13 protein-coding genes are annotated in these 18,974 nt (G+C 43.3%); 2 read left to right on the top strand and 11 right to left on the bottom strand.

Annotated features, from left to right (window positions below; all coding sequences use genetic code 11):
- The 4 genes from G7Y32_RS08115 to G7Y32_RS08100 form a co-directional block, all read right to left on the bottom strand.
- Positions 1–2,886: putative Ig domain-containing protein (locus tag G7Y32_RS08115; protein ID WP_165212750.1), on the bottom strand; the 2,886-nt coding region annotated here is incomplete at its 3' end.
- A 529-nt stretch (positions 2,887–3,415) separates the two neighbouring features.
- Positions 3,416–4,363 (bottom strand): mannose-6-phosphate isomerase, class I, encoded by a 948-nt coding sequence (gene manA / locus G7Y32_RS08110; protein WP_165212738.1) that lies wholly within the window; start codon positions 4,361–4,363, stop codon positions 3,416–3,418.
- A 109-nt stretch (positions 4,364–4,472) separates the two neighbouring features.
- The gene (gene scrK, locus G7Y32_RS08105) at positions 4,473–5,360 is read right to left on the bottom strand and encodes a fructokinase ScrK (protein WP_165212736.1); all 888 of its coding nucleotides are present in this window, start codon (positions 5,358–5,360) and stop codon (positions 4,473–4,475) included.
- A gap of 164 nt (positions 5,361–5,524) precedes the next feature.
- A complete protein-coding gene (locus tag G7Y32_RS08100; protein ID WP_165212734.1) occupies positions 5,525–7,489 on the bottom strand; it encodes a sucrose-specific PTS transporter subunit IIBC in 1,965 nt (654 codons plus the stop codon).
- A gap of 953 nt (positions 7,490–8,442) precedes the next feature.
- Between G7Y32_RS08100 and G7Y32_RS08095 the strand changes: the two genes are divergently transcribed.
- Together G7Y32_RS08095 and G7Y32_RS08090 are read left to right on the top strand one after the other, a co-directional pair.
- A complete protein-coding gene (locus tag G7Y32_RS08095) occupies positions 8,443–9,879 on the top strand; it encodes a sucrose-6-phosphate hydrolase (protein ID WP_165212732.1) in 1,437 nt (478 codons plus the stop codon).
- Positions 9,880–9,882: 3 nt separating this feature from the next.
- Positions 9,883–10,845, top strand: coding sequence for a LacI family DNA-binding transcriptional regulator (locus G7Y32_RS08090; protein WP_165212730.1), 963 nt, complete (start codon positions 9,883–9,885; stop codon positions 10,843–10,845).
- A gap of 74 nt (positions 10,846–10,919) precedes the next feature.
- On the opposite strand, the gene nusB is transcribed toward G7Y32_RS08090, so the two are convergent.
- From nusB to uvrA, 7 genes are all read right to left on the bottom strand, one after another.
- Positions 10,920–11,339, bottom strand: coding sequence for a transcription antitermination factor NusB (nusB, locus tag G7Y32_RS08085; RefSeq protein ID WP_165212728.1), 420 nt, complete (start codon positions 11,337–11,339; stop codon positions 10,920–10,922).
- The gene (locus G7Y32_RS08080) at positions 11,332–11,718 is read right to left on the bottom strand and encodes an Asp23/Gls24 family envelope stress response protein (protein ID WP_165212726.1); all 387 of its coding nucleotides are present in this window, start codon (positions 11,716–11,718) and stop codon (positions 11,332–11,334) included. Before G7Y32_RS08080 ends, nusB begins: the two co-directional genes overlap by 8 nt.
- 222 nt (positions 11,719–11,940) lie before the next feature.
- The gene (gene efp, locus G7Y32_RS08075) at positions 11,941–12,501 is read right to left on the bottom strand and encodes an elongation factor P (RefSeq protein WP_004225331.1); all 561 of its coding nucleotides are present in this window, start codon (positions 12,499–12,501) and stop codon (positions 11,941–11,943) included.
- A gap of 91 nt (positions 12,502–12,592) precedes the next feature.
- Positions 12,593–13,048, bottom strand: coding sequence for a deoxycytidylate deaminase (locus G7Y32_RS08070; protein ID WP_165212724.1), 456 nt, complete (start codon positions 13,046–13,048; stop codon positions 12,593–12,595).
- Between the two features lie 9 nt (positions 13,049–13,057).
- Positions 13,058–14,125: a M24 family metallopeptidase gene (locus G7Y32_RS08065; RefSeq protein WP_165212722.1), complete on the bottom strand. Its 1,068-nt coding sequence runs from the start codon at positions 14,123–14,125 to the stop codon at positions 13,058–13,060.
- Positions 14,126–14,491: 366 nt separating this feature from the next.
- Positions 14,492–15,361, bottom strand: a complete 870-nt coding sequence (locus G7Y32_RS08060; protein ID WP_165212720.1) for a hypothetical protein — start codon at positions 15,359–15,361, stop codon at positions 14,492–14,494.
- A gap of 494 nt (positions 15,362–15,855) precedes the next feature.
- Positions 15,856–18,681 carry an excinuclease ABC subunit UvrA gene (uvrA, locus tag G7Y32_RS08055; protein ID WP_165212718.1) on the bottom strand — a complete coding sequence of 942 codons (2,826 nt, stop codon included), beginning with the start codon at positions 18,679–18,681 and terminating at the stop codon, positions 15,856–15,858.
- Positions 18,682–18,974: the final 293 nt, after the last annotated feature.

Below are 18,974 nucleotides of genomic sequence, written 5' to 3'. Positions count from 1 at the left end.
CTTTTCATCGTCAGAAACGATGCCATCACCGTTGGTATCCGTACCAGTCGTAATCGTCTTGGTGCCGTTGTGGTTATCCACAACATCGACGAAACCGGCGGCACCTGCTTTACCGTCTTTGCCATCTACGCCATCTCGGCCATCTCGACCTGCAGCTCCGGTATCGCCTTTATCACCTTTGGCTCCTTGGGCTCCATCGGAAACAGTGACACGGCTCTTTTCATCTTCTGAGACCACACCATCACCGTTAGTATCGGTTCCTGTGGTGATCGTCTTGGTGCCATCGTGGTTATCGACGACATTGACGTAACCCGCGGCGCCTGCTTTACCATCTACGCCATCGCGACCTGCGGCTCCGGTATCGCCTTTGTCACCTTTTTCACCTTTAATAGTATTAACAGTAAATTGTGCCGAAGCTTCTTGTCCAAAGGCATCAGTGTATTTAACCGTGTAGGTACCATTTTCACCCGGTGTAATCTCGAGCTTAGGTTTCTGAGTATTAATTGAATAGGTGAAGACATTGCCATTCTGCTCAATATTAAGACCGTTTCCTGCGCGGAAGGTAATGGTATCACCACCATGAACCTGCTGAGCATCAGGGGCAACATTGGTATCGTTCACTTGATTTTGCGTACCTGTTCCAGCAGTACCGGATGTAGCAATCCAATGATAATCTCTGGTCAGAAGGTACAATTGCGAACCGTTGACAGCATCTGTGGAACTTTCAGAAATAGCTCCCGCTGCAACATTTTTGATTTGACGTTCTTTATCTTTATAACCAACTGAAACCTGATCGCCATCAGCTTTCACCTGACCGGCAAAACCGGAATAAGTAATATTATTGACAGTTGCTTCATTCTCTGCGGTTGCTTCTGAATCTGTTCTAGAATATGCACCAAGAGCAACAGAATTATAATAAGTAGATTCAGCTGAAGGACCAACTGCTGAGGAAAGAATCGCTTTCGATTTAGCTTGGGTACCAAGCGCTATACTGTTGGCCGCTTTGGCATTGGCATAGTAGCCCACACTAACACTTGAATCGGCATCGGCAGAAGCTGTATAACCAATATTTATTGCGCCGACACCGCTTGCTTTACCACCGAGGGCAATGGCTGAATTAGCGCCAGCATTGGCAGTATTACCAATAGCAATCGCATTTTCACCGTTGGCTTTTGTATAAGTACCAAGAGCAACTGCACCGCCCTTATTATCCAAATCAACATTGGTTTCTGCATAGTAACCAATAGCGGTATCATGATTGTTGGATGGTGTTGCATTGTCGCCCAGATGAACGGTACCCACAGGATTTTCACCAGCTACAGCCCTAAATACAGAGCCGCCCGATTGGGTTGGCTGAGCAGACACGGCTGATGCATTTATCGGATTAGCCGTAAGCGAAACAGATGGCAGACCAGGACCATTTTGTTCAGCTACATATAAATGGCTTTCTGTTACATAAGTTACAGCACCTGAACCAACATAGGTACCGTCAGGGTTTGTTGCTTCAACACTAGCCTGCGACAAAATAGTATAGCTGCCGGCCTGAGCAACCTGCCCTTCAATTTTACCAGTGGATGAATCATACACTAGGCCTTCTGGCAGACCATCCTTAGTAACGGTTTCTCCCTGAATCGTTGCACTGTAGCTAAATTTAGTTGAGACCGCATTAATTCCACCATTAACGGCAATACCAGAAATTTTACGACCAGAAAAAACAGCCTGATCACTCTTAGGCAGCGCATTAACATCCAGATCAATAGTCTTGCTGGCTGTAGCCCCATCAGCGGCTTGCACAGTAGCTTTAATTGTATACTGACCAGATTGGAGGACTGCCCCCGTTAATTGGCCACTTTCAGCATCATAGAAGAGGCCGGCAGGCAGCCCATCAACTACTTCAGCTGTCCCTTCTTTAGTATAACTAAAGGACAACTCTGCCTGTGCTGCCTTACTATCTGATGTTTCCTCCTCATCTTCATCAACATTGCCCATAAGGACAAGATCAATCGCCTGACCAGATTGGGTCGCTGTGATAGCAATGGGACGGATACTGCTCGCTTCATTCAGCGATTGATAGTCACGGCCAATAGTCACACCAAGGGTGCTTTGAGCTTGACCACCACGCTGTTCAGTAGCAATTTGCCTACTATGATGCTGTGCAGAAGTCTGCCCATTACTTGCTGCAGCTGTCACCTGATTAGCAGTCTTTTGAACATAGAACGTTACATACTTGGACTTTTGAAGTTCTAAAGCTGCAACAGCTTGCGTATCAGCTTGATTTGGAGCTAAAGCATAACCTGATAAGCCTAGTTGATTTAAGTTGGCTGTTTCAGTCACAATTTTATCAGCCAAATCATCAGCAGGAATCACCAAGGATTTAGCTGGTGTCTGAGCAATCGTCGTTTCGGAACCATCAGCTCCTTGCTCAACATAACGTACCTTATAAAAAACATAGGCATTCTGCCCTGCAGCATTCACTCTAGCCGAATCACTAACGTGGCTATTTGATTGTGAGCCCTCGCTTACTTGCGAGTGATCAGCAGTTGGATCATTATCGGTAGTTTGTTCTGCATTTTGTGACGTTTCTGCCAGACTATTATTCTCCCTTGATAGGCTCGCCTGACTTTCACCAGTGCTATTGCTAACACCAGCATCCTGTGTTGGCGTCACTGCTTGATCCGAACCAACCGACTGACCGGCTGACCCTTCCGAAGACTGAACAGCTACGACTGTAGACTGAGTTTGGGGCTGCTCTTCAGCGAGAACGCTACCTGTAGCGAACAAACTGACCCCAATCAAGGCCGAAGCTGCGCCAAACTTAAACTTACGAATAGAAAAGTATTCTTTCCTTTGAATAGAATACTTAGATTTCCTAGGCTTAGGTTTCATAGAATGTATCCATCCCTCTCTAAAGATTTTATGTTGATTATAAACACTTTTAAACATCTATTGTCAAAAGCAAGCACAATCACTCTAATTATAAAGCTTAAGAAAAATAATTGCAACCTAAATGTAATGTTTTTAATTATTTTTATTTTATCGGTCGTTTTACTGTCCACTCTTTGACAGGAAGGCAATACCATGACCTCGTTACGACTGCATTCTAACCAAAAACAGAACTTAGCCTAAGACTAAATTCTGTTGAGATGAGGTACTTTTCTCAGACTAAATTCTGCTGATCTGAAGCCTAGAACTTACTCTGAGAATTCTGCTTTTTATCTTGCTCACTTTCTCCGCTTGACTACGTCCTATATTTTTTAGAATTTAACACCTATACAGCTTCAAAAATAGCATCACAACCTAATATGATCACTTGCCAAATGAGTGTTTTTTGTCTCGCACCAAAGGACGCGAGACGGACTAAAAGTCACTAATCAAAAAAATCAAGGAGCCTGTCGCTGCTCCTTGATTTGCTTTATTAATCCGTTATATGACTGACAATCATAGATAAATCCCCAGACATTTCCCAATTTCTAACGGTATTAGGCAGGATAAAATGTTGCCCTTTCTCCAATGGATAGGACTGATCAGCAATCCTAATCTGTCCCTGACCATCAATGACACTAACAAGATAGTAAGGAGCAGCAGCTTCAAAATAAGTCTGACCAACAACCTCCCACTTATAGACCGTAAAGAATTCATTAGCTACCAGCAAGGTTGAGGTTAAGTCACCCGTTTTTAAAGTGGCAGGGTGGGAATTTTGCGGTTGACCAATCGTCATGACATCAATGGACTGCTGAATATGCAGAGGGCGCAAGTTCCCTGACGCATCAGGACGGTCAAAATCATAAACCCGATAAGTTGTATCACTGGATTGCTGTGTTTCCAACACCATAATTCCCTTACCAATAGCATGCATCGTGCCGCTTGGAACATAGAAAAAATCGCCAGCTTTGACAGGTACTCTTGTTAAGAGTTGATCCCAGTCTCCAGCTTCAATCCGCTCTGCTAATTCCTGACGACTCTGAGCGGTATGTCCGTAGATAATTTCCGCTCCCTCATCAGCAGTCAGAATATACCAACACTCAGTTTTTCCTAACTCCCCCTCATGTTCCTGAGCATAAGCATCGTCAGGGTGAACTTGAACACTGAGCCAATCATTAGCATCTAAAATCTTCGTTAAGAGTGGAAAAACCGGACTGGATGGATTGCCAAAGAGCTCGGGCCTCTCTCGATAAACCCGATCCAGACCCTGATCAGCCAGAGAGCCGTTTTCAATAATGGAAACCCCATGAGGGTGACCGGAAATAGCCCAATATTCTCCGGTTGTTTCTGTCGGGATATCATAACCATAGACATCTCTCAGTCTTGTCCCACCCCAAATTTTATCATGCATACTAGCCTTTAAAAATAATGGTTCTGCCATGGCTGTTTTCCTCCGTTTTTACTGCCATTCTAACATTTTTCCCAAAAGAAAAAAAGTGAATAGGAAGAGACCAGCAACGATCTAGCACCTATTCACTATTATTACTTTACTAATCAAAACGCTCTGCGACCTTTTTCGCTAAGGCAAAATTACCGATAGTAGCTGAGCCATTACCAGATACAGCTGGTGTGACAATATAATCTTCAACAGGCGGAACAGGAAGATAATCATTGAGCAGATTCGTAAATTTCTCACGCACCCGGCGTAACATGTGCTCTTGAGCCATCACACCACCGCCAAAGACAATCACATCTGGACGGTAAAGAAGGGTTGCTTGAACAGCAGCTTGGGCGATATAGTAAGCCTGAATATCCCAAACATCTGAATGCTGTTCAATCAGCTCGCCCCGAATTCCTGTGCGGGCTTCCAGTGAAGGACCAGCCGCTAACCCCTCCAAACAGCCATTATGGAAAGGACAGGTTCCGTGGAATTCATTAGCCACATCGCTGGGGTGCAGGGCAACGTAAACATGGCCAGCCTCTGTATGACCAGCACCACCAACAAATTCTCCGCGTTGGATAGCCCCAGCGCCGATACCCGTTCCGATGGTGTAATAAACCAGATTTTCAACCCCTTGGCGAACCATAGCTTCACCATAAGCCGATGAATTGACATCTGTCGTAAAATAGAAAGGAACCTTGAATTCTTTAGCAATCAAGCCAACCAAATCTACATTTGACCAATTAGGCTTAGGGGTCTTGGTGATATAGCCATAGGTTTTCGAATTTTCGTCAATATCAACAGGTCCAAATGAGCCGATGGCAATTCCTTGCAAGTCAGCTTCAAATTTTTTAAAAAATCCTACCGTCTTATCAATGGTTTCATAGGGTGTCGTCGTTGGGAACTGCACTTTTTCGACGACCTGAAAATTTTCATCGCCGACAGCACAGACAAACTTGGTCCCGCCTGCTTCCACACTTCCATATAATTTAGTCATTATTTTTTCCTTTCTTTACCAATCTATTCCTTTTCATTATAAAAAATTCAAGAGCATAAATCAATGGAAATCCCAAGGTTTCCTGCCCAATAAAAGGAGTTTTTGAACAGCAAACAAAAGGGACCAAGACCGAAATCTCACTCCCTTTAGAATATACCAAAAACTTATTTTACTTCAAGCAAATCAGCACCAGCCGTAACAGCACCTGAGGCTACCGGAGTAACGTCTGTATAATCCGCAGAGTTGGTTACGATAACCATTGTCGTGTCTTCCAGACCCGCTGCTGCAATAGCTGCTGCATCAAATGTTCCAAGAACGTCACCCTTCTTAATAGCTTGATTGGCTTTGACCTTTTGCTCAAAACCTTTACCATCCATTGAGACAGTATCAATACCGATATGAATAAGAACTTCAGCTCCTTGATCTGATTTCAAACCATAGGCATGGCCAGTTTCAAAAGCAATTTGTACAATGCCATCAACCGGCGATACAATCGTATTGCCATTAGGTTTAATAGCGACACCTTTACCCATAGCCCCTGATGAGAAGACAGGGTCATTGACAGAAGACAGTTCAACAACTTGACCATCAAGGGGAGCGTAAATGGTTTCTTCAGAAACTTCTGTTTTGGCTGCTTGTTCATTGCCGGAGGCTTCATCAAGACCGTGTACTTCGACATCTGCTTCGGCAGCAGCCACAGCCGCTTCTGCTTCAAAGACCTTGGCTTCCTTAGTCTTACCATAGTAGTAAGTGATCAGAAAAGCAATAACGAAGGAAATCGCTTCACAGACCAAATAGAAAGGAATTGATTTAGGGGTGATAGAGATAAGACCAAGGACACCAGCCGAGCCTAATGATACAGCAATAACTCGTAAAAGACCAGCAATGGCTGCTGCAATAGCCGAACCTACCAAGGCACAGAAGAATGGGAAACGGTATTTCAAGTTAACCCCAAAGACTGCTGGTTCTGTAATACCAAGAAGAGCTGAAACACCAGCTGAACTTGAAAGCCCCTTAGTTTTAGAATTCTTAGTCAAGGCAAAGATAGCAAAAGCTGCAGCGGCCTGTGCCATATTGGCCATTGAGGCCACAACGAAGATAAAGTCCCCTGAGCCATGACCAGCTTTATAGGAATTAAGCAGGATTGTTTCGAAGGCTGGGAAGGATTGGTGAAGTCCCGTAACAACGATTGGCGTATAGAAAGCACCAAAGATACCCATACCCAAGAAGCCTAAGGTATCATATAACCAAACCAAACCATTGGCTACCCAGTCAGAAACTTGACCAAAGACCGGACCAATGATGGCAAAGGTCAAGAAACCTGAGATAATCATTGTGAAAAGCGGTGTAAAGGTAAAGTCAACTGCTGAATGCAAGTGTTTGTGGAACCATTTTTCAATGATACACATAACCCAAACGGCGATAATCGCTGGAATAACTTGTGAAGTATATTGCTGTGCATGAAGTGTCCAGCCAAAGAAATTCCAATTCAGTGACGTTCCAGCTGCCTTCACCACAGCTTCATTAAGCTCTTGCGAACTCATCATGAGTCCAAGAGCAGCTCCAAGGAACTGGTTACCGCCAAAACGTTTAGCAGTTGAGATACCAAGCAAGACCGGCATATAGATAAATGGAGCATCCGACAAGACAGTCAGCATATCAGAAATACCGGAAACTTGCGGGTATTGGGCAATCAATGATTGTGATCCAAACAATCCTTCTGACTTAAAGATGTTATTGACCGCCATCAAGAGACCGCCGGCAACAAGAGCTGGGATAATAGGTACAAAAATTTCAGACAGAACTTTAATAAAGGCCATAATTGGGTTTTGCTTATGTCCTTCTGCTGCAATTTTCTTAACCTCTTCGGTAGAAACTTCCTGCAAGCCAGTTTGTTTAATCAACTCGGCATAAACATGGTTAACGTCACCAGCACCAATAATAACCTGATATTGGCCATCCATTTTGAAAGTCCCTTTGACATCGGGATTGTTATCAAGAGCCTCTTGGTCAACCTTCGTATCGTCTTTTAAAACAAGGCGCAGACGAGTGGCACAGTGGGCACCAGCGACAAGATTATCTTTACCGACCGCTTTAATAACGTCGGCAGCTACTTTAGCATAATCCATTGCGTAACTCCTTTAAAATTTAATAAGATAAAAGCTTTCAATTTTTGAAAACGCTTTTTTACAATTCTTAATTTAACACAAGACCGTTACTATGTCAACCGTTTTGCAGAAATTAAATTTTTCCCTACAAGCTTGTTGAACTCATTAAAAAATTTATTCGACTGTTATCTAAACTTGACCAGCATCTCCTAAGGCTATGTATAGCACAACCTAGTAAAACCGGCTTATTTATCACTAATTAAAGATAATATATTCAAAATTTTTTGCTAACCCTTGACAAAATTTTCAGAAGCTCTTGATTCTATCAGTGACATAGTCTATGAATCACAGATAATACAACACTATTCATAAGCAAAAGTCCCCTATCATTAAAAATTCAACATAAACCAAAACTGTACCACCCGCGACATGAAGTCAGGTCAATCGATAACACTTGGACTGACTGAATTAGTAAGGAATATAGTTAGATCGCCATAGCGACTAGCGGAATAAGTTATCTCAAAGAGATAAAACTTATTTTATCCCCACGACACAAAGTCAGGTCAGCCGATAATACTGTATTGACATTGACCAAATGAATAAGAGGAACAGTGGGCTAATTTTTTGTAAAAATAGCACTACTTTTCCTACGAGATAAAGCTTAGAAAGTGACATTACCCATTAAACTGAGTTAGGAAGGGAAATTGGGCAAAAACTCGTCCAGTCTTCCTATTTTGGAACAAGCTCTTGGCGCAGCAGCTGGGGGGAGACCGTTTAAGGTCGCCACCTTAAAACTAGGGTGTGGTGAGAACCAAAATTTTCAATTTTTGAGTTGACCCCTCCCCATAGCTGGTATCAATGTTATTTTAAATAGACCAATTTTCTTCCTTGATTTTTCCCATGAAAACCTTTACTATGTTATGGACGTGACATTTCTTGCCAATAGTTGACATATAATATATGGAGGAATACTTATGAATCTACCAACAGAGGTGCGTTATCGCTCCTATGCTGACTGGACCGATGAGGAGAAAGCTGAGATTAGAGCTCATGTCGCTGCCTCGCCTTGGCGGGCCAACTATCATATTGAGCCAAAGACCGGCCTTTTAAATGATCCAAATGGATTTTCTTACTTCAACGGAAAATTCCAGCTTTTCTATCAAAACTGGCCTTTCGGTGCAGCTCACGGCCTTAAGCAATGGGTCCACACAGAATCCCAAGACCTGGTTCACTTCAAAGAAACTGGCATTACCCTCCAGCCTGACCACGAAAATGACAGTCATGGAGCTTATTCCGGGTCGGCCTATCCGATTGATGATAAACTCTTTATCTTCTATACGGGTAATGTCCGCAATCAAAACTGGGTACGAGATCCTCGCCAAATCGGAGCTTGGATGGATAAGCAAGGCCATATTGAAAAATTCGACGATATCCTTATCAAACAGCCAGCCGACGCGACTGAACACTTCCGCGACCCACAGATTTTTAATTACAAGGGACAATACTACGCCATCGTTGGAGCTCAAAGCCTTGATAAAAAAGGTTTTATCAAGCTCTACAAGGCCCTTAACAATGATGTCCATAACTGGCAAGAAGTCGGTAATCTGGACTTTGGTGGCACAGGTTCTGAATACATGATTGAGTGTCCAAATCTGGTTTTTGTTGATGACCAACCAGTCCTTCTCTACAGTCCTCAAGGTTTGGATAAGACTGAACTAGCCTATGATAATATTTATCCAAATACCTATAAAATCTGTCAAACGTTTGACACAAATAAATCAGCCCTCCTTGGCGCTTCGAAAATTTTCAATCTGGATTATGGCTTCGAAGCTTATGCTACCCAAGGATTCAACATGCCTGATGGTAAGGCTTATTGCGTCAGCTGGATTGGCCTTCCAGATATCGACTATCCTACCGACCGATATGACTATCAAGGAGCCATGAGCTTAGTTAAGGAACTGTCTATCAAGGATGGCAAGCTCTATCAATATCCTGTTTCAGCCATAACCAGTCTGAGAACTACCCAAGAAGTCTTTGGTGACAAAGATCAGACAGATAATTGCTATGAATTAGACTTAACCTTTGCTCCTGACCAAAAGACTGAGCTTCTCCTCTTTGCTGACCAAAAGGGACAGGGGCTCAAACTTACTGTTGATAATAACAAAGGAAAAGTTATCCTCGATCGTTCCCAAGCTGGTGTCCAATATGCCACTGAATTTGGCACGATCAGAGAATGCCAACTGGACCAAACTCAGGAAGCTCGTATCTTTGTTGATAAATCTATCGTGGAAATCTTTATCAATAAGGGGGAAAAGGTCTTCACCAGTCGTGTCTTTCCCCAAGCTGACCAATCTGGTCTTAAAATTCTCTCCGGTCAGGTTAGCGGAACTTACTATCACTTAAAGGGATAAGCTATGGTCGCAAAATTAACTGATGTTGCCAAATTGGCCGGTGTCAGCCCAACCACCGTTTCTCGTGTCATCAACAATAAGGGCTATCTCTCTGAAAAAACTAAGGACAAAGTCCATGCAGCCATGCGCGAACTGGGCTATAAACCCAATAACCTGGCCCGTGGACTTCAGGGAAAATCCTCTAAGCTAATCGGACTGATTTTCCCAAACATCTCTAATGTGTTCTACGCTGAAATTATTGAGCACTTAGAAAATATCCTTTTCTATCATGGCTACAAGGTCATTATTTGCAACAGCCAGAACGAGTCCGACAAAGAGCGAGACTACTTGGAAATGCTGGCGGCCAATCAGGTCGATGGTATCATCTCTTCCAGCCACAATCTGGATATCGAGGACTACGAACGAGTGGAAGCTCCCATTGTTGCCTTTGACCGCAATCTGGCACCCCGTATCCCTGTTATTTCTTCCGATAACTTTGAAGGCGGAAAATTAGCGGCCATTAGCCTGCAAAAGGTGGGCTGCCAAAACATTATCATGTTTACTGGTAATGATAATTCCAATTCAACCACTGGGCTGCGTCGCAAGGGCTTTAGCTCTGTCCTTCCTGAGGCCAAGGTTTTCAATATCCCCAGCGACTATTCTGCTATTCGCAAAGAGATGGAAATCAAGTCCATCCTGTCTCAGGAGAAGCCCCATGGAATCTTTACTTCCGATGATATGACAGCCATTCTGACGATGAAAATTGCAGACGACATGGGTATCAAAGTTCCCCAAGACCTAAAAATTGTTGGCTACGATGGAACCCAGTTTGTGGAAAATTACTTCCCGCAGCTGACCACTATTAAACAGCCCATCAAGGAAATCGCTGAGCTCTTGGTCGACGTCCTCCTAGCTAAGATTGAAGGCAAGGATGTTCAAGAAAACTACACTCTGCCCATCAGCCTCCTAACCGGAAAATCTTTATAAAATAATCCCTTGGCAACCAATGCTAAGGGATTTTTCACATTTCACCAAAATAAAAATGACCAACTCGGGTCATTTTATTCTTCAACAAACTTCGTCAAGATGCCGTTAACAAATTTGGCGGAGGTTTGATCGGAGTAGGTTTTAGCCAACTCAATAATCTCATTGAGGGCAACCTTGTCCGGTGTTTCTTGGTAATACTTAATTTCAAAGAGTCCTAAACGCAGGAGACTGCGGTCGGTCAGGGTCAGCCGTTCTAAAGACCAGCCTTCTTTAAGATTCTCAATAATATAAGTATCGATTTCAGCCAGATTATCCACAGTACCCTTGACTAAATTCAAGAGCAGGGTCGGAACGTCAAATTCTTGTCCTTCTTCTGCTGCCTTGTCATAGGTATAGGCAAAGCTAACAGCCTCAAGAAAATCAGCTTGACCAAATTCTAAACTAAAGATCGCCTGAAAAGCCCGTTCTCGTAAATTATGTCTTGAATCAGTCATTCAGGAAATCCTCGTCAAACAAGGCTGTCATATCTGGTTTTGGTGCCTTTTCAGGAACGATGCCAACAACATGGACATTAACATCTGAAATTTCAACCTCTGCCATATCGTAGACAGCTGATTTAACAGCTCTTTGAACTTCAATCGAAACCGCTGGGACATTTACTCCATATTGCAATTGCAGGTAAATATCCGCTGTAACCTTATCTTCACCACTGGTAGTGAGATAGACACCACGACTAAGAGTTGTTTTACTGATGCTATCCGTTACAGCCTTATTGTTGAGCGAATATACCCCCTCAACCTTGGTCGCTGCAATTCCCGTGATAACCTCTAACACTCGAGGAGCGATGACAATATCTCCAATTGTTTCTGCCATAGGTCTTCCTTTCTAATCATTCTTATTGAAATTTACGCCCTTAGGCAAGACTAACGATCCTAAGGTTTTAATCAAACTTTTTATTAGTTTTTGACACAAAATTTGACCAGTCGCTAGCACTAGTCAAACCAAGTCAATTAAGGACATCAAAAGCTATAGATGATAACTTTTCGTCGTCATTCTATTGAAAAGATAGAAAGACTCTGTCCGTGATATCGTACTTTAGGCACGTGATACGTAAGTTCCTTCTTGAGTATTGATGACCAATTTTTGACCAACTTCGATGAAGTCTGGTACGTTGACCACAAGGCCTGTTTCCAAGGTAGCTGGTTTACCTGAACCTGTTACGGTAGCTCCCTTAATAGAAGGTTGGGTATCCGTAACAGTTAGTTCAACAGTTGTTGGAACCTGTACCCCAATTACTTCGGTTCCATAGAATTGAATCTTGACATCACCGTTTTCCAAAATGTAGCGCAATTCATTTTCCACGTTAGCCACTGGAATTTCATATTGGTCATAGGTTTCGCTATTCATGAAGTAGGCTGTATCATCCATCTTATAAAGGTATTGGGCAGGCACTGTTTCAATGATAGCTTGTTCAAATTTTTCTTCTGGACGATAGGTTGTGTCGAAGGTTGAACCTGAACGAACATCACGCAGTTTCATCCGCATAACAGTATTCCCTTTACCTGGTTTATGGTGGCTGGCTTCCAGAACACGGATTAATTTCCCATCACCTGTCACAAAAGTCATACCAGCTCTAAGCTTACTTGCTTCAATCATGTTTTCTACCTCTTCATTAATTTAGTTATCAGCTTATTTTATCATAATTTGTGATGCTACTCAAATTCTTTATGAATATAAGCAGCCTTGCCTAGTCCTCCCCTAAGGTGATATGGGGAACATCATGCTGGATATATTCCACACCTTTCTGCCTCATCAGTTCGATAGCCAGAGCATTGGGACGATAGTCGGATTTATAGGTGATTTTCTTGATACCTGCTTGCAAAAGAGCCTTGGTGCAGTTGATACAAGGAAAATGGGTGACGTAGATTTCGGTATTTTTGGTCGAGATACCTTCCTTGGCACATTGAATCAGGGCATTCATCTCAGCATGAACTGTCCGAATGCAGTGACCGTCTTCCATATAGTGGCCAACCTCATTGCAATTATCTGTTTCAGAAACCCCGCCGTTATAGCCCGTAGCGATAATCCGTTTGTCCTTAACCAGAACTGCTCCAACATAGGCACGGTCACAAGTTGACCGTTTCGAAATCAGCTCGGCATTAGCCATAAAATAATCCTGCCAAGATAGACGATTTTCAGTCATGGAAACCTCCTAAATAATAATCAATTCCTTGGGTGCTTTGGTCAGGACTTCACAGCCTGTCTCAGTCACCAGTATATCATCTTCAATCCGCACACCGAATTTTCCGTCCAAATAAATCCCAGGTTCATCAGTGATAGTCATCCCAGACGCCACTAAGTCGGTTGACTGCCCAAAGTAAGGCCCTTCATGGATATCAAGACCGATACCATGACCAATACCGTGGGTGAAGCAAGCGCCGTAACCAGCTTGGGCAATAACTTGACGTGCAAGACCATCATAGTCACAGCGTCTCATGCCAGCCTTGACGGAGTCAATCACGGCTTGGTTGCTCTTGCGGACAAGATCATAAACAGATCGCTCTTCATCAGAAGGCTGACCAACATGAATCGTTCGTGTGATGTCACTGACGTAGTGATGATAAACACAGCCGAAGTCTAAGGTTAGGGTCTCACCCTGACTAATAATTTTTTCGCTAGCCCGGCCATGGGGCATGGCAGAACGCTGACCCGAAGCCACGATAAAGTCAAAAGATGGTCCGGTCGCTCCGCGTTCTCGCATCCGAAAATCAAGAAAATTGGCAACTTCAATCTCGCTGGTTTGATTAGGCTTGATAAAATCTAAAACATCTAAGAAGGCTTGATCAGAGATCTTACAGGCTTGACGAATGGTTTCAATCTCACTGCTGTCCTTAATCATTCGCAACTGTTCAATCAAATCAGTCAGAGATTGCAGACGGTACTCTGCAAAGTTCTCCTTCAACTGCTGATAGTAGTGATAGGAAACAGCTTCTCCCTCAAAACCAATTACAGTCAATTGATCACCTTTAATAATCTCAGCAATGTCAGCAAGCGGTTGGCGGGTCTCAATAATCTCAAGGCCTTTAACTTTTTCCCTAGCCAAAAGGCTGTAACGGGAATCCGTCAGAAAGAGCCGTCGCTGCTTAGAGATAAATACTGTTCCTGCCGTGCCATAAAAGCCAGTCAAATAATAGATATTCGTTAAATTAGTAACTAAAAAGCCATCACAGGCTGTCTTCTCCAAAGCTGCCAGCAGTTTTTCTACACGCGCTTCAAACACCTGAAAACACCTCCCATCGAATAGCTTTATTCTAGCATGAATGAGGGTAAATTACTAATTTGAAAGAATTTATACAAAGACTGACTTTAATAGACTTGTTTGAAAACTAAGGCATTTCATAATCGATAATGCCTCAAATCACTCAGCTTAACCATTTTAAATGTTCTGAGTAAAGTTTTAGGGCCTTTCGTACGCAGTTTTGGTTACCGAAGAAATCTAATATATTTTTGACATTCTAATCCTTTTAGCTCAATCCTCTGCAGTTTTTGGAAGTTCTTAAAAGAAAGGATAACCACCCCGAGGTTGCTTAATTTCTCTGATACGTTGCGTTACCGAAACCATAGTCCCTCCCTTAAATGATATAGATTAATTGTTGACCTTAGTATAAGAATCATTCTCATAGATACTGTACTCGGAATAGTTTGGCTCCTCATTCATTCCATACTGCCAAAGAATAGGATATAACGTTTGTCCGTCAGAACTTAATTTGTAACCAAAGTCGTATTGAATACCACTCCCCCCTAGCTGCGCAGGCAACACTGTTCCTGAATAATCCACAATTCTATAAGTTGTCTCATCAACTGGAATCATTGAATAGACTGTCCCAGAGACTTCAGAACTACTGCTATCGCTTCCATTAACCTTTATTCTTAAGTCGCCATTGCTCGAGAAAGTAATCGTAGTTGGCGTTCCTGACATAGTTCCCTTCCAAGTTCCAATCATTTGGTTAGGAAACACACCATCATAAGTGGAACTTTTACCGTCTGCCTGAGTAGAGGAAGAAGTTAAATCTGAGGAAGCCTGACTGGATGACAAAGAAACTGAACTTGCTTGGAATTGGTCAATTTGGTTCTTCTTATTTTGATAAGAAGTCCAAAGCACAAGGGCAATGCAGGCTAAAACTGCCAGAATCAAAATCGTTAAAATATTATAAATAAGTTGCTTACGCCTTTCTTGGCGCTCCAACTTATCCTTTTCTATATAATAAAGATTTTGCTCCAAAATTGCTTCATCTAATAAATTTTTGACTTGTTGTCGCTTTTTAGGATCACTTGTCTGAGCTAGAGCTAACTCCAAACGGGAAATTTTCTCCCGCATCTCCCTCTCTTGTTGCTCATCTATGAGTTCCTGATGAAAACGTTCCTGATCTCGCTGCATCTTTTCCAATGCAGAACTCTGCCTCGATTGTTCCCAAGTATTGCGGTCTATGGAATTTTTGATTTTCCAATCATCCATACTATTTTCTCCCTCCATTTTATACAATGATAATTTTCTAAAAAATTAGATACATCTTTAGTATAACAAACAAGAAGGCCTAGAGCAATATTGGTAAAGAATCTATGACATAATATTACATTTATGATACTTTTATAACATCAAAATTGCTAAAATCCTGTCGACTAAAGGCCACTAGACTAGCATACTTTAGAACTTGATTCAGTTAGATATAGACATCTAGCTTTTTTCACATAAAAAAGATGCGGGACAAAACTTGTCCAGCATCTCTGTTTTAGATTAAACGCTTGGCGCAGTGATTAGAGGTAAGACTTGTTCTACGCAAACTTAATCTTACCACTGACAATTCATTAGGGGCTTTAGCACCAATGAACCACTGCTGATTAGTTTCCCTTTTGCCACAAGGTCAAAACGGAAAACTTAGCCAAGTATGTCGAGGTGAAAAGACACCCCAAATTTTCAATTTTTTGGGTGATTCCACTCCATTCTTATGGCTATTTCAACTTATCTTGTAAATATTGGCCGGTAAAGGACTGGGGATTTTTAGCCACCGCCTCGGGGGTACCCGTAGCAATAACTTGGCCGCCGCCAACACCGCCTTCTGGTCCTAGATCGATCAGGTGATCTGCCGTTTTGATGACGTCCAGATTATGCTCGATAACGAGCACTGTATTTCCTTCGTCGACAAAGCGTTCCAAGACCTTGAGCAGACGGGCAATATCATCGGTATGCAGACCGGTAGTTGGTTCATCCAAAATGTAGAAGGACTTGCCAGTTGAACGCTTGTGCAGTTCACTGGCCAGCTTCATGCGCTGAGCTTCCCCGCCTGACAGGGTAGTAGCTGGCTGACCCAATGTCACATAACCCAGTCCGACATCCTTGATGGTTTGAAGTTTGCGGGCAATCTTTGGAATTGGCGCAAAGAAATCCACCGCATCATTAACAGTCATATCAAGGATTTCTGCAATATTTTTTTCCTTGTAGTGGACTTCTAGAGTCTCACTGTTGTAGCGTGTGCCGTGACAAACTTCACATGGAACATAAACATCTGGCAGAAAGTGCATCTCGATCTTGATAATGCCATCACCTGAGCAGGCCTCACAACGCCCTCCCTTGACATTGAAGCTAAAGCGGCCCTTCTTGTAACCGCGGATCTTGGCTTCATTGGTCTTGGCAAAGAGATCACGAATATCATCAAAAACCCCTGTATAGGTCGCTGGATTGGAACGCGGTGTCCGACCGATTGGACTCTGGTCAATATCAATCAAACGCTCAATATGTTCAATCCCTTCAATACTCTTGTGCTTGCCGGGTTTTTCCGAATTGCGATTCAGTTTTTGTGCGATAGCCTTTTTCAAAATACTGTTGACTAAGGTTGATTTCCCTGAACCAGACACACCAGTAACGGCGATAAATTTCCCAAGAGGAAACTTAACATTAATATTTTGCAGGTTATGCTCAGTTGCTCCCTTAACTTCAATGAAACGACCGTTTCCTTCTCGCCTTTCGATTGGTACGGGAATTTCTTTCTTACCAGACAGATACTGGCCAGTGATCGATTTTTTATTTTTGGCAACCTGATCTGGCCTACCGGAAGCAACGATTTCACCGCCGAATTGGCCGGCACCCGGGCCAACGTCCACCAACCAGTCAGCCTGTCGCATCGTATCCTCATCATGCTCAACAACAATCAGAGTATTGCCTAAATCACGCATTTTCTTGAGACTAGCAATCAAGCGGTCATTATCACGCTGATGAAGGCCGATAGAGGGTTCATCCAAAACGTAGAGGACGCCGCTCAGATTAGAACCAATCTGAGTGGCCAAGCGAATGCGCTGACTTTCTCCGCCTGACAGGGTTCCTGCCATCCGAGACAGAGTCAGATAGTTGAGGCCGACATTATTGAGGAAAGTCAAGCGGTCTTTGATTTCCTTGAGAATCGGTCCTGCAATCGTTGCTTGGTTGTCCGACAGATGTAAGGTTCCAAGATGAGCCAAATGGTCCTGAATGGACAAGTCTGAAATCTGGCCAATATTAAGACCATCTTCGCCCCCAAGCTTAACAGAGAGAGCAGCATCGTTGAGACGGTAGCCGTGGCAGGTCGTACAAGTCAACTCGTTCATATAGCCCCGCATGACATTGCGGGTAAAGTCACTGTTAGTTTCATGATAGCGGCGGTTGACATTATTAACCACGCCTTCAAAAGGAATGTCAATATCACGCACCCCACCGAAATCATTGACATAGTGGAAGTGGAATTCTTTATCATCAGAACCATAAAGAATCAGATCCTGATCCTCTTTCGAGAGCTCTTCAAAGGGCGTATCCATATCAACCCCGAAAGCTTCCATCGCCTGCTCCAGCATGGCTGGGTAATAGTTAGAAGAAATGGGATTCCAAGGAGCTAAGGCACCTTCCCGCAGAGTCAAACTAGGATCTGGAATGAGGAGATCCATATCCACCACCAGCTTCATCCCCAAACCATCACAAGTCGGACAAGAACCAAAGGGGGCATTGAATGAAAAGAGACGGGGCTCCAGCTCAGGGACTGTAAAGCCACATACTGGGCAGGAATAATGCTCTGAAAAGAGCAAATCATTGCCGTCCATGGTGTCAATGATGACATAGCCATCCGCAATCCGAAGGGCAGCTTCGACAGAATCAAAGAGACGGCTGCGAATGCCCTCCTTATTGATCAGACGGTCAATAACCACTTCGATATTATGCATCTTAGATTTGGACAGCTCAGGCACCTCAGTCACATCATAGACCTCGCCATCCACACGCACACGGACATAACCTTCTTTTTGGATTTTTTCAAAAAGGGTCTTGTGCTGTCCTTTCTTACGACGGATAACCGGTGCTAAGATCTGCATACGGGTGCGCTCCGGCAGATCCAGTACCTGATCAACGATCTGCTCAACCGAGCTGGCAGAAATCTCCCCATGACCATTTGGACAGTAAGGTACTCCTACACGCGCATAGAGCAGACGCAGGTAATCATTGATTTCCGTTGCCGTACCAACTGTTGAACGCGGGTTCTTACTGGTCGTCTTTTGGTCGATGGAAATAGCTGGACTGAGACCGTCTATGCTATCTACATCAGGCTTTTCCATATTACCCAAAAACTGACGGGCATAAGCAGACAAACTCTCCACATAGCGCCGCTGACCTTCTGCGTAGATGGTATCAAAAGCCAGACTGGATTTACCAGATCCAGACAAACCAGTCACTACCACCAGCTTATCTCGTGGAATTTCTACATCTACATCTTTCAAATTATGGGCACGTGCCCCATGAATCACTAACTTATCTTGCATAACTAAGATACCAAGCCGTTAAACGACTCAAAGGAATTTAGCGAGTGCTACAGCTATCTATGATAGCGTCGTAGCACCGCCACAAGGTTGATTAGGTGGGTCGCTGTCGCTATTGCGACAAGAGTTACCAATCAACTACTGTGATAGAAACTCAGGTGAAAAGACACCTAGGAGATTTTATCTAATTCCACAGAGTCGTAGGCGGGGTCATTTCCTTTCTAAGATATAACGGGCAAAGTAAAACTAAATGCAAAAGCATTTGCTTTACTACGGGAACTCCTATAGTAGTTTCC

This window comes from Streptococcus tangpeifui, assembly GCF_011038795.1.
Classification (GTDB): domain Bacteria; phylum Bacillota; class Bacilli; order Lactobacillales; family Streptococcaceae; genus Streptococcus; species Streptococcus tangpeifui.
Note: the sequence above shows the minus strand (reverse complement) of the source record. Positions and strands in the feature narration are given on the sequence as shown.